The organism is Ignavibacteriales bacterium, assembly GCA_016700155.1.
In the GTDB taxonomy this organism is placed as follows: domain Bacteria; phylum Bacteroidota; class Ignavibacteria; order Ignavibacteriales; family Ignavibacteriaceae.
Map to the genome: position 1 here is coordinate 1,749,742 of CP065001.1, position 12,989 is coordinate 1,762,730.

The following is a 12,989-nucleotide window of genomic DNA, read 5'->3' on the forward strand; positions in this document are numbered from 1 at the left end:
TAGAATGGGAAAGATAATAGGCATAGACCTTGGAACTACTAACTCTTGCGTTTCGGTGATGGAAGGAAACGATCCGGTTGTTATACCTAATTCAGAAGGCGGCAGAACTACACCTTCTGTTGTAGCATTTACAAAATCAGGAGAACGTTTAGTAGGTCAGCCCGCAAAACGACAGGCGATAACAAATCCAAAGAACACGCTCTTTTCAATAAAAAGATTTATGGGACGACTTGTAAATGAAGTTCAGGATGAAAAAACAAAAGTCCCCTATGAAATAATACCCGGAGACGGAAGCTCTGCTCGCGTTAAAGTAAGTGACCGTGTTTACTCTCCACCTGAAATAAGTGCAATGATACTTCAGAAGATGAAAAAAACCGCGGAAGAATATCTCGGTCAGGAAGTAACAGAAGCAGTGATTACTGTCCCGGCATATTTCAACGATTCACAGCGACAGGCAACAAAAGATGCAGGTGAGATCGCGGGATTAAAAGTAAGAAGAATAATTAATGAACCTACTGCAGCAGCTCTTGCTTACGGACTGGATAAAAAAAATCATGATCACGTTGTAGCTGTATACGATCTTGGTGGTGGAACATTTGATATATCAGTTCTGTCGCTTGGAGATGGAGTATTTGAAGTTAAGTCAACTAATGGAGATACTCATCTCGGTGGAGATGATTTTGATCAGCGACTGATTGATTATCTCGCAGATGAATTTAAGAAACAGGAAGGAATTGATTTAAGAAATGATCCAATGGCTCTGCAGAGATTAAAAGAAGCCGCAGAAAAAGCTAAGATAGAATTATCTTCATCATCTACTACAGATGTTAATCTTCCTTTTATTACTGCAACACAGGATGGACCTAAACATCTCAATCTTAATATCTCGCGCTCAAAATTTGAACAGCTAATTGATGATCTTGTTCAGAGGACTAAGATTCCTTGTGAGCAGGCAATTAAGGATGCAGGTATTTCCGCTTCACAGATCGATGAAGTTATTCTTGTCGGTGGTTCAACCAGGATCCCGATGGTACAGGAACTTGTAAAAAAACTTTTTGGAAAAGAACCTCATAAAGGCGTTAATCCTGATGAAGTTGTATCTATAGGCGCTGCAATTCAAGGCGGTGTTCTAACCGGTGAAGTTAAAGATGTATTATTGCTTGATGTTACTCCTTTATCACTCGGTATAGAAACGCTTGGCGGTGTTATGACAAGATTGATCGAATCAAACACTACTATACCTACAAAGAAAAGTGAAACCTTTTCAACAGCTTCAGATAGTCAGCCTTCAGTTGAAATACATGTACTGCAGGGTGAAAGACCAATGGCACATGACAACAGAAGCCTTGGAAAATTTCATCTTGATGGTATTCCGCCTGCACCTAGAGGCATACCTCAGATTGAAGTTACATTCGATATAGATGCGAACGGTATTATGCATGTGTCAGCTAAAGATAAAGCTACGAATAAGGAACAAAGTATAAGGATAACTTCTTCAAGCGGCTTATCTCAGAATGAAATAGAAAAAATGAAACGCGATGCGACTGAACATGCTGCTGAAGATAAAAAGAAAAAAGAGTCTGTTGATACAAAGAATAATGCCGACAGCCTTGTATTTCAGATTAAAAAACAGATGGAAGAACTCAAGGATAAAATACCGGCAGACGTGAAATCAAGACTTGAATCTGAAGTTAAAAAAGTTGAAGATGCTATAAGCACAAACAATACAGATCAGATTAAAACGGCTACTGACTCACTGAATAAAGTCTGGAGTGAAGTAGCTTCGCAGCTTTATCAGCAAGCCGGGGCAGGTCAGCCTGGTGCCGGTCAGCAAACTTCTGGACAGGCATCTGACCCACAGCAGAAAGCTGACGATAAAAATGAGGTACAGGACGCTTCCTACGAAGTTGTAGACGACGATAAAAAAGATAAATAGATTATCCGAGGATCTCACTTATGTGATGATCCTCAATTAAAAATTTTATTAAATAAATTACAGGAGTAAAAGATGACTGCAAACAAAGAACTAATTGCTGTTAATGAAACGGGATCAATGAACTGGGAAAATATATTGGAGAATGAAAGAAGTATTGCACCACTGGTGGATATCTATGAAACAAATGATGATTTTATACTTGTAGCAAATATGCCCGGTGTAAACAGGGAAAATGTTAAAGTGAAACTTGAAGAAGAATCACTTGTTATATTCGGTAAGATGAATAACTATGATGATGCTGCAAAACGGAAATATCTTTTAAATGAAAATGAAATAGCAAATTACTACCGCAGGTTCAGGATTAGCAATAGTATTGATGAAACAAGGATCAGTGCAAAGTTTGAAAACGGACAGCTATCACTAGTAATGCCCAAGCACGAAAGAATAAAACCACGCGCAATTTCAATTTCATAATTTGAACATCTCTTCCAAGCCCGTCTATGACGGGCTTTTTTGATATACCCTCCGATGCATCTTTGTTCAACTTCATGATAATTTATTCCAACAGATAAAAGTTTTTTGAATAAGTGAATTTTCTTAAATTGCCGCGTGTAAAGCTATAATTAACGGCAAACTAAATTGATTTTTATTCGCAGGTTTGATGACCATTAAATCCAAGAAAAACCGCATAATCTTTATTGACCTTATGCGGGCATTTGCGGTATTAATGATGGTTCAGGGTCACACCGTTGATGTTCTGCTTTCAAATGATTTCAGAAATATGGACTCTCCTTTTTTTCTCTCCTGGTTTTTTATGCGTGGAATGACGGCACCTATTTTTTTATTCACATCAGGTACTGTATTCACTTATTTATTCCGGCTCGTTAATGAACCATTTCTTAATAATCCAAGAACAAAAAAAGGATTTAAAAGAGTTTTACTTTTAATCGTGCTCGGGTACTTGCTGAGATATCCAACGCCGACACTTGTAGTATTTAACAATGTAACACCACTGCAATGGCAGATATTTTTTGCGGTTGATGTTCTCCAATTGATTGGATTTGGATTGTTCTTCATACTTATCCTCATGTTCCTTTCAGAAAAACTAAAACTTAATGACTATATAACATTTGCACTTGGGGCACTTTTCTTTTTTGTGCTCTATCCGATCTTTGATAAAATGAACTGGAGTGAAATTCTTCCCGCACCATTAGCAGGATATTTTTATAAAGGAACAGGGTCAAACTTTCCATTATTTCCATGGGCGGGTTACGTGATCTGCGGTGCGATATTGGGTTCATTCCTTGCAAAAAATCCTGATGTATTCCGTTCGACTAATTTTAGTTTCGGTTTGATCATTGCCGGGATAATTATTTTGTCGGTTGCTCTAATCGGGGATAGGATTGAAACAGCTTCCTTAGGTAAAAGTTATTTATGGACGACAAGCCCAAACCTTGTTATTTTACGACTGGCGATTGTACTTTTTCTGAATGGTATCGTATCATTAATTGCTTCCAGAGTTGATAAGATCCCAAGGATAATTATTCTGCTGGGAAGAAATACATTGCTGATTTATATAGTTCATCTTATGATACTTTATGGAAGTGCGTGGAACCCGGGAATCATTCTATTGTTCAATAAGAGTTTCGGAGTGTTAAACACTATTGGCTCTGCGCTGCTTATGCTTAGCACGATGACTTTGATGGTAATTATTCTTCACAGATTAAAAATTAAAAACAAACAATTGGTAACCTGATAAAAAAGAAATTGAGTTATGAGAAAACCAGGGACTGTTGATCCTTCAGTTAATGATGAAGAAAAAAAGTTTGAACAATCTTTACGTCCGATAAAGATTTCAGATTTTATGGGGCAGGCAAAAATAACTGACAATCTAAAAGTCTTTATCAGTGCCGCATCAAAAAGGGGAGAAGCACTTGACCACGTGCTGCTTACAGGTCCGCCGGGACTTGGTAAAACAACACTTGCTCACATCATTGCAAATGAAATGGGAGTAAAATTAAAAATTACTTCAGGTCCGGTGCTTGAAAAGCCCGGTGATCTTGCCGGCTTACTTACTACTCTGGAAGAAAAAGCTGTTCTGTTTATAGATGAAATTCACAGGCTTAGTCCTGTTGTTGAAGAATATCTTTATTCAGCAATGGAAGACTACAAACTTGATATTATGATCGACAGCGGTCCGAATGCAAGATCAGTTCAAATAAGTCTACCGAAATACACATTGATTGGTGCGACAACCAGAGCCGGTATGTTGACTTCTCCGTTACGAGATCGCTTTGGAATAAGATTCAGGCTCGATTATTACGACTCTTCAATACTTGATAAAATTATTGCGCGCTCTGCTTCAATACTCAATATCAAAATATTGGATGATGCCTGCCTGGAAATAGGAAAAAGATCCCGAGGCACACCGAGGATAGCCAACAGGTTATTGAGAAGGACAAGAGATTTCGCTGACTTTGAGAATAAAAATAAAATCGACATTGAAGTTGCCAGAAAAGCATTAAGTGCATTAGAGGTTGATGAATACGGTCTTGATGAAATGGATAAAGAAATAATCCTGGCTATTATCGAAAAATATAAAGGCGGTCCGGTTGGACTTGGGACACTTGCTGTCGCAGTTAATGAAGACCCCGGCACAATTGAAGAAGTTTATGAACCGTTCCTTATTCAACAAGGATTTATTCAGCGAACTCCGCGCGGACGTGAAGCAACCGAACTTGCTTATAAGAGATTTGGAAAATTAAAACAAGGAAACAAAACTGATTCGTTATTTGATCAGTAAAAAAAATCAAACGGTAAAATGAATAAAAGTATATACTGCAATCTTTTTTTTGTGTTATTTATTTTCCTCGCTGTTGAAGCGAGCGCGCAACAAAATCTTTTTGTTCCAAGAAATGTAGAGAAAGCATTTGTTAATGGAACAAGATCATATGACGGTAACCCGGGAAAAAATTATTGGCAGAATTCATCTGTCTATAATATTAAAGCTGATGTAGATCCATTCAAAAAATTATTGACCGGTACTCAAACAATAATGTACAGGAATGATAGTCCCGATACATTAAAGTCACTCGTCATTCGTCTGTACCAGAACATCAATAAAAAATCTTCCGCAAGGGATTTTAATTTATGGCGGGATTTTACCAATGATGGAATGACAGTAACAAGGTTAGTCATTAATCATAACCAATATACTCTTGAAGATAGAAAAGCTGTTTCTGTCAGCGGTACTAATATGATTATTAAACTTGATCAGCCAATCAGCCCGTCTTCCGAAAATGTGATTGAAGTTGATTGGAATTTTGAACTGCCTTCCGGTCCTTCCATAAGATTTGGAAATTATGATTCTACATCATACTTCATTGCATACTGGTATCCGCAGATTGCCGTTTATGATGATCTTGATGGCTGGGACATGAATGAGTATACAGGGACTACCGAGTTTTACAATGACTTTGCTGACTTTACAATTGAATTTACCCTTCCAAATAATTTCTTTTTATGGTCAACAGGAATTCTTCAGAATCCTGAAAAAATATATTCACAAAAAATTCTTGATAGATACAGGCAATCGTTTTACACAGATGAAATTATAAATGTTGTAACTAAGGAAGAAGCCGGAAAGTATAATCTGTTAAAAAATGATGAAGCAAAAAATAAGTGGATAATCAAGGCTGAGAGCGTTCCGGATTTCGCATTTGGTTTTAGTGATCACTATCTGTGGGATGCTTCAAGTGTTGTGGTGGATTCGCTTTCAGGTAAACGTGTTCAGGTTAATTCTGTTTATAAAGAAACATCAAAAGATTTCTATGATGTATGCGGCATAATGAAAAAAGTATTAATACATTTTTCTTTTTCTTTGCCTGGTGTCGCGTATCCTTATCCTGCTTCTACAATATTTAATGGTGCGGGTGGGATGGAATTTCCCATGATAGTTAATAATGGTTCAGAGGATTCGTACAACAGGGCAGCGAGTCTTGCCGCGCATGAAATTGCTCATACATATTTCCCTTTTTATATGGGAATTAATGAAAGAAAATATGCATGGATGGATGAAGGTTATGCTGTCCTTTTTACAAATGACTTTCAGGAAAATGTATTGGTAGGATATACCGAGAGACCGGGCGTTGTAAAAAGTTATGAACGCGCCGCAGGTAATGAATCAGAACTTCCGCTTATAACACCTTCGACGCAAATGCGGAATAGTACTTATCGGATCGCTGCATACAACAAACCTGCAACTGCTTATAATTTACTTAGTCACTTGTTGGGCAAAGAACTTTATTTAAAGACACTAAAAGAATTTATAAGGCGCTGGAACGGAAAACATCCCTCGCCTTATGATTTTTTCAATACGTTTAATAATGTGACCGGCAGTGATCTGTCATGGTTTTGGAAGCCATGGTTTTTTGAACACGGTTATCCTGATTTATCAATCAAAGATTTTAAAGTTCTGGGAAATGAAGTTTTCGTCAATGTGAAGAAAACCGGAAATTACCCCGTGCCTGTTGTGTTAACCTGCTACAATTCAATCGGCGAAAAATATACAAACCGGGTCGAAGCTTCAGTATGGAAAGATGGTAATGTTGAGTTTGAAATAAAAGTAATGATTTCAGGTTATCCTCAACGGATTGAGATCGGTGACGATACAATCCCTGATGTAAACCGTACTGACAATATTCTGTTTCCCGGTAAGGAATAAATGTCTAAGTTCATTTTGTAAATTTAATTCACTTAAAAGTTTTATATGAGAATCTTAAAATATCTGTTGTACCTTGCACCTGTTTTAATCTTTATGGCAATTGCTTCGGTAAGGGAAATTAATGAAGGCAGGTTAGGCAGCAGAACAAATCCAATTAAAATATACTTCACCCCATCTGTCGATTCAAAACGGATAACAACTAACGCAAAAGAACTCGTAGACTTCCTTGAAAAAGAAACGGGTTACTATTTTACCACGGCTGTTCCCGCAAGTTTCATTGCTGTTGTCGAAGCATTCGGAACTAAAAAGGCTGACATAGCAGGTATAAATACTTTTTCATATTTAATGGCTAACTATAAATACCAGGCTGAAGCACGTTTAAGAATCGTACGCGACAACAATGAAACAACATATAAAGGGCAGTTCATCACAAGGGTAGATTCAGGGATAGATAGTCTTGCTGATCTCGATAATAAATCTTTTGCATATGTTGATCCTTCTTCAACATCAGGATTCATACTTCCAAAAGCACTTCTGGATAAAAAAAATATAAAGCCCAGTGAAACAGTATTCGCGATGCGGCATGATAATGTTGTGACTATGGTCTATCAAAAGCAGGTGAGTGCGGGTGCGACATATTATGCGCCGCCGGATCCTGAAACAGGTGAAATACTTGATGCCCGGATGCGTGTTCTGAAACAATTTCCCGATGTTGAGCAGAAAATAAAAATAATCGGATTTACTGAAGATATTCCAAACGATCCGTGGGTTTTTCGCAAGGATATGGATGAAGAAATGAAACAGAAAATTGTTGATGCACTTTTAAAATATGTTTCTACGCCTGAAGGTGAAGCTTCTCTGTATGAAATTTATGATGTGCGTGGATTGATACCCACAAAAGATTCAGATTATGATCCGCTAAGAAAAATGTTGAAGGATCAAAACATAACTTTTGAAAAACTGGTTAAGAAATGATATTAAGAATTCAGAATCTTCATAAAATTTACAAGAACGGAACGCACGCTTTAAAAGGAATTTCTTTTGACGTTCAGGAAGGTGAGTTCCTTGTAATTATTGGTCTCAGTGGTTCCGGCAAATCAACATTGCTTCGGTGCATTAATCATCTGATTGAACCTACCTCGGGAAAGATTGAATTTCTTGGTAAAGATATTACTCACATTAAAGGCGAAGAACTTAGACGAGTCAAGTCGCAGATCGGTATGGTATTTCAGCAGTTCAATCTGATTAAAAGAAGATCTGTCCTGACAAACGTTATAACCGGTAAACTTGGTTCATTAAAAACTTTTGATACTTTACTTGAAAAATATCCTGACTCTGTTTACGAGGAAGCACAAAAATGTTTGGAGACGGTTGGCATTCCCGAAAAAGCAGGTATTCGGGCTGACAGTCTTAGCGGAGGTCAGCAGCAGCGTGTGGCAATTGCGCGTAGTCTTATGCAGAATCCAAAATTGCTGCTCGCAGATGAACCGGTCGCATCGCTTGATCCGGCAACATCCAACTCTGTAATGCAGTACTTCGAGAAGATCAATAAGGAACTTGGGACTACGGTACTCTGCAATCTTCATTTCCTAAGTCTGGTGAGAAGATACGCCACAAGAGTGATAGCGTTAAAGGGAGGTGAAATAATTTATCAAGGATTACCTGGTGAAATAGATGAAGCCTGGTTCAAAACTATTTATGGCGATGAAGCTGAAGAGGTGGAGATAAGATGAAACAGCCGATACCGGATATTTATCCGCATAAAATAATTGAGAGAAATAAACAGAAAGAACAGAACATCGGTTTTATTAAGGCAATTCTTCTGGACATCTTTTTCGTTTTCTATTCTATCATCGTACTTCAGAGAGCGGTTTATTATAAATTTATTCTTGAACTCAGAGAACTGCCATTTTCATGGATGGAAGTACTTTCAATATTCGGAATAAGTATTATAATCGGAGTTATGTGGGCTTATACAAAGACTTCACTTTCCTGTAAAATATTTGGTGTAGCGAAGGACAATAAGGCAACAAAATGGACGGTAGAATTATTCGGCTGGTTTCTTTTCAACCTGACATTTGTAGCAGGCTGGATTGTAACAAAATTATCTATAGTTGATTTGTTTTCGAGTGAGGGTGTACAGGGAGCAGAACGAATATTTGGTGCGTTATTTCAACCGGAGATGGGAATTTTTGATGATGCATTATTCGCTACAATAGAAACCATTTACATTGCATTATTAGCAACTCTTATTTCAATACCACCGACTCTATTATTAAGCTTCTTTACTGCGCGTAATTTAATGAAAGACAGTCGTGTAAGCTTTTTTATTTACTACATTTTAAGGATTCTTCTAAACTTTATAAGATCAATTGAACCACTCATCTGGGCAATCATTTTTTCCGTGTGGGTAGGTATCGGACCTTATGCAGGAATGATAGCATTATTGGTACATACAATTGCTTCTAATGCTAAACTCTATTCAGAAGCAATTGAAAATATTGAAGAGGGTCCGGTTGAAGCAATATCTGCAACGGGAGCAAACAAGGTGCAGGTAGTCTGGTACGCTGTTGTTCCTCAGATTGTTTTACCATTTCTGTCCTTTACAATTTACAGGTGGGATATAAATGTCAGGATGGCAACTATAATCGGACTAGTTGGCGGCGGCGGAATTGGAACGATGTTAATGCAATACCAGGGGCTTGGAAAATGGCATGAGGTAGGTTTAATTGTACTTATGATTGCTTTTGTTGTTTGGGTGATGGATTATATAAGTGCAAGAATCAGAGAAGCTATTTATTAAATTTTATTGTTTCTGTTTTGTCCTTTTCATTAAGTTATCTTTAGAGATATTCTTAACAATTTCTTAATATTGACCACTCTTTGCTGTTTATCCTTATAGATATATTTATCCTATAAATTTTTTTATTTTCAATAAATAAACGAGGGTAAAATGAAATTCCAGCTAACCAAAACTTTTCTGATGAGTTTGTTCTTTATTCTTCTTCTCACCGTAGTAGGTTGCGGCGATAAAAAAGAAAATACTCCGCCAGAAGATTCAACAAATATGACGAATAACTCACAGGCAACAGATAATATGACTTCTACCGAGACAGCCGACGCTACTGTTGTTAAAGTTGATGACAGAATTAAACATTATGAAAAAACATCAGGAGTTTCCGGGAATCTGAGCAGTATTGGTTCTGATACAATGAACAATCTTCTCACACTCTGGCTTGAAGGATTTAAAAAATATTATCCAAATGTAAACATTCAGGTTGAAGGTAAGGGTTCAAGCACAGCGCCACCAGCACTCATCAGTGGTACAGCTCAGCTGGGTCCAATGTCACGCGATATGAAACAGGAGGAGATTGATGCATTCGAAAAGAAATTCGGGTATAAACCAACAGAGTTTCGTGTATCAATAGATGCACTTGCTGTCTATGTAAATAAAGATAATCCACTTTCAGGTTTATCACTTACACAAGTTGACGCAATATTCTCTAAAACCAGGAGAGGTGGAAGTAAATCCGAGATTACAAAATGGGGTGAAGTTGGATTAACCGGAGACTGGACAAACAGAGGAATGAGTCTTTACGGAAGAAACTCAGCATCAGGTACTTATGGGTACTTTAAAGAACATGCGCTCTTTAAAGGTGACTTTAAGGACGTTGTGAAAGAGCAGCCGGGTTCTGCGTCAGTTGTTCAGGGTATTACGGAAGACAGATACGGCATTGGGTACAGTGGAATCGGTTACCGCACATCAGGTGTTAATCCTTTGCCGCTCTCCAAGAAGGATGGCGAAAAATTATACGAACCTGTTTATGAAAACTGCTTAAATGGAAATTACCCGTTAAGCAGATTCTTGAATATTTATATTAACAGCGCACCGAATAAACAACTTGATCCGCTGTTAAGAGAATTCATAAAATTTATTTACAGTTATGAAGGTCAGGAAGTCGTAGTTAAAGACGGATATTTGCCTTTAACTTACGAACTAGTCGAACAGGAACAAAAAAAATTACAGTAAAAGCACTGACCCATAATTATTAAAGAGGGAAACTCTGGAAGAAAAAAATAAAAAGGACTATAAACGGGACAGTAACGTTCATAAACGTGCCCTGTTTTATGACAAATTTTCCAGGACAATAATTTATACAGGAGGAATTGCAACTATACTTGCTGTAGTTGTAATTCTTCTTTTTGTTTTTATTGAAGCCTATCCACTATGGCTAGGGACGGATTCAGAAAAATCAACTGAACTAAAAGTTGATGTCAGTAAACATCCGTTACTGGTTGGTGTCGATGAATACAAAGAAATTTTATATACTGTTACAGATTCGGGTAGTGTGGATTTCATTTCATTGCAAAACAAGGAATTACTCAGAACTGAATCTCTTTCATTAGAAAATGGCGAAAAGATTTTAAGTGTCTCCAAAACATTAGCAAAGAATTATCTGGCTGCCGGAACATCCAAAGGCAATGCAATAATCTTCAGAGTAATTTTCAATATATCATTCGACGATAATCAAAATCGAAAGATCATTCCTGAAGTAAAAATAATTTCAAAATTAAATATTGATAGCACGGGACTCCCGGTTAATAAAATTATTTACAGGGTAAGCGGTGAAAATGAATTTTCAATTGCGGCGCTCATAAACAACAGTAAACTGTTCCAGTTTAGCTCCGAAAGCAGTGCTTCATTAATAAGCACTGAAGAAGAAAAAATTTATAGAAACGATTTAAGTAGTCAGGTAAAAGGGAAAATATCCGCAATAGAAATGGATGACTATTGTGAGAAGTTAATGGTTGGTACAGAGTCCGGTCAACTTTATTATATTTCTTTAAGAGACAAATTCTCACCGCAATTAGTACAAACATTAAACGTTACTCCGTCAGGTAAAAGTTCTGTAACATCACTCAATTTTATTATCGGTGATCAGTCCCTGATTGTTGGCGATGCTGATGGCAATCTTACATCGTGGATGCGTATTAATGATGCTTCGACAGAGTACGGCTGGAAGCTTGTAAATCCTCATAAGTTTAAATCTCACGAAGGTACTATAACTGATATTAAATCCTCAGCAAGGAATAAAAATTTTATAACTGGTTCATCGGATGGAAAGGTGTATCTGCAGCATCTTACAAGTGAACAAACACTTGTTGAACTGCAGGGTAATGAAAAGCCGGTAAGTGATTTAGCATTCGCACCCAAAGGTGATGGGGTAGCAGTCTTATACGAAGACGGAAGTATCGCAGTTTTTGAAATCGAAAGTCCTCACCCGGAAATAACATTACAAACATTGTTCGGCAAGGTGTGGTATGAAGGATATACTGAGCCAGAGTATGTCTGGCAATCCACAGGCGGTACGGATGATTTTGAACCAAAGTTCAGTTTGATACCATTAATTCTCGGAACACTTAAGGGAACTGTTTATGCACTTCTTATTGCAGTTCCGCTTGCATTGTTTGGTGCTTTATATACATCACAGTTTACACATCCGGTAATAAAAAATATTGTTAAACCGACAGTGGAAATTATGGCAGCACTTCCTTCTGTTGTTATAGGCTTTTTAGCAGGTTTATGGCTTGCGCCATTGCTTGAACGAATTTTACCAGGTGTTATGTTAATGTTTATCATCATACCTTTAACAATTGCGTTTGGTGTATTCATCTGGAATAGAGTTCCTAAGCTTTTCAAATTTATTCCAAAGACCGGTTATGAAATTTTATTAATTCTGCCTTTGATTGTAATCGGAGCTAAGATTGCAATTGAATTGGGTCCGACATTCGAATCAATATTTTTTGGGGGAGACTATCGTACCTGGCTTTCTGAATATCTTAATGAACAATACGATCAGCGAAACAGTATTGTTGTCGGCTTCGCAATGGGATTTGCAGTAATACCCATAATCTTTACTATTTGTGAAGATGCATTATCTACGGTGCCGCAAAGTCTAACCTCTGCTTCATTGGCGCTTGGCGCTACCAGGTGGCAGACAGCTTTAAGAATTGTATTGCCTTCTGCAAGTCCGGGAATTTTTTCCGCAGTCATGATCGGATTCGGAAGAGCGATAGGTGAAACTATGATTGTGCTTATGGCAACCGGCAATACTCCGATTCTTGACTTCAGTCCTTTTAATGGTATGCGAACACTTTCAGCCAATATTGCAGTTGAGATACCAGAGGCGCCTTATCAGGGAACATTGTACCGGGTATTGTTCTTAGCAGCAACTTTGCTTTTTGTAATGACGTTTATAATTAATACGATTGCTGAAATAGTCAGACAGCGTTTACGAAAAAAATATTCTGAATTATAATTATCTGAAT

10 protein-coding genes are annotated in these 12,989 nt (G+C 37.5%); all 10 read left to right on the forward strand.

The window, feature by feature from the left end; translation table 11 throughout:
- Nucleotides 1-4: 4 nt before the first annotated feature.
- The 10 genes from dnaK (at nucleotide 5) to IPM56_07255 (ending at nucleotide 12,979) form a co-directional block, all read left to right on the forward strand.
- On the forward strand, nucleotides 5-1,936 hold the full coding sequence (gene dnaK, locus IPM56_07210; GenBank protein ID QQS37730.1) for a molecular chaperone DnaK: 1,932 nt from the start codon (nucleotides 5-7) through the stop codon (nucleotides 1,934-1,936).
- Nucleotides 1,937-2,008: 72 nt separating this feature from the next.
- Complete coding sequence (locus IPM56_07215; protein QQS37731.1) at nucleotides 2,009-2,410, forward strand: Hsp20/alpha crystallin family protein; 402 nt, start codon at nucleotides 2,009-2,011, stop codon at nucleotides 2,408-2,410.
- Between the two features lie 187 nt (nucleotides 2,411-2,597).
- Nucleotides 2,598-3,692 (forward strand): DUF1624 domain-containing protein, encoded by a 1,095-nt coding sequence (locus tag IPM56_07220; GenBank protein QQS37732.1) that lies wholly within the window; start codon nucleotides 2,598-2,600, stop codon nucleotides 3,690-3,692.
- A gap of 18 nt (nucleotides 3,693-3,710) precedes the next feature.
- The gene (gene ruvB, locus IPM56_07225) at nucleotides 3,711-4,739 is read left to right on the forward strand and encodes a Holliday junction branch migration DNA helicase RuvB (GenBank protein QQS37733.1); all 1,029 of its coding nucleotides are present in this window, start codon (nucleotides 3,711-3,713) and stop codon (nucleotides 4,737-4,739) included.
- 18 nt (nucleotides 4,740-4,757) lie between these two features.
- The gene (locus tag IPM56_07230) at nucleotides 4,758-6,659 is read left to right on the forward strand and encodes a M1 family metallopeptidase (GenBank protein ID QQS37734.1); all 1,902 of its coding nucleotides are present in this window, start codon (nucleotides 4,758-4,760) and stop codon (nucleotides 6,657-6,659) included.
- A gap of 45 nt (nucleotides 6,660-6,704) precedes the next feature.
- Nucleotides 6,705-7,634, forward strand: coding sequence for a phosphate/phosphite/phosphonate ABC transporter substrate-binding protein (locus IPM56_07235; protein ID QQS37735.1), 930 nt, complete (start codon nucleotides 6,705-6,707; stop codon nucleotides 7,632-7,634).
- Complete coding sequence (phnC, locus tag IPM56_07240) at nucleotides 7,631-8,392, forward strand: phosphonate ABC transporter ATP-binding protein (protein ID QQS37736.1); 762 nt, start codon at nucleotides 7,631-7,633, stop codon at nucleotides 8,390-8,392. Before IPM56_07235 ends, phnC begins: the two co-directional genes overlap by 4 nt.
- Before the next feature lie 185 nt (nucleotides 8,393-8,577).
- Nucleotides 8,578-9,462, forward strand: coding sequence for a phosphonate ABC transporter, permease protein PhnE (gene phnE / locus IPM56_07245; GenBank protein QQS38247.1), 885 nt, complete (start codon nucleotides 8,578-8,580; stop codon nucleotides 9,460-9,462).
- 264 nt (nucleotides 9,463-9,726) lie between these two features.
- Nucleotides 9,727-10,689, forward strand: coding sequence for a phosphate ABC transporter substrate-binding protein (locus tag IPM56_07250; GenBank protein ID QQS38248.1), 963 nt, complete (start codon nucleotides 9,727-9,729; stop codon nucleotides 10,687-10,689).
- A 334-nt stretch (nucleotides 10,690-11,023) separates the two neighbouring features.
- The gene (locus tag IPM56_07255) at nucleotides 11,024-12,979 is read left to right on the forward strand and encodes an ABC transporter permease subunit (GenBank protein ID QQS37737.1); all 1,956 of its coding nucleotides are present in this window, start codon (nucleotides 11,024-11,026) and stop codon (nucleotides 12,977-12,979) included.
- Nucleotides 12,980-12,989 lie beyond the last annotated feature (10 nt).

What these genes read in the sequence shown, in the direction of transcription:
- ruvB (QQS37733.1), top strand. Translation starts at nt 3,711, where the DNA reads ATGAGAAAACCAGGGACTGTTGATCCTTCAGTTAATGATGAAGAAAAA.
- IPM56_07235 (QQS37735.1), top strand. Translation starts at nt 6,705, where the DNA reads ATGAGAATCTTAAAATATCTGTTGTACCTTGCACCTGTTTTAATCTTT.
- IPM56_07215 (QQS37731.1), top strand. Translation starts at nt 2,009, where the DNA reads ATGACTGCAAACAAAGAACTAATTGCTGTTAATGAAACGGGATCAATG.
- dnaK (QQS37730.1), top strand. Translation starts at nt 5, where the DNA reads ATGGGAAAGATAATAGGCATAGACCTTGGAACTACTAACTCTTGCGTT.
- IPM56_07230 (QQS37734.1), top strand. Translation starts at nt 4,758, where the DNA reads ATGAATAAAAGTATATACTGCAATCTTTTTTTTGTGTTATTTATTTTC.
- phnE (QQS38247.1), top strand. Translation starts at nt 8,578, where the DNA reads ATGGAAGTACTTTCAATATTCGGAATAAGTATTATAATCGGAGTTATG.
- phnC (QQS37736.1), top strand. Translation starts at nt 7,631, where the DNA reads ATGATATTAAGAATTCAGAATCTTCATAAAATTTACAAGAACGGAACG.
- IPM56_07220 (QQS37732.1), top strand. Translation starts at nt 2,598, where the DNA reads ATGACCATTAAATCCAAGAAAAACCGCATAATCTTTATTGACCTTATG.
- IPM56_07250 (QQS38248.1), top strand. Translation starts at nt 9,727, where the DNA reads ATGACGAATAACTCACAGGCAACAGATAATATGACTTCTACCGAGACA.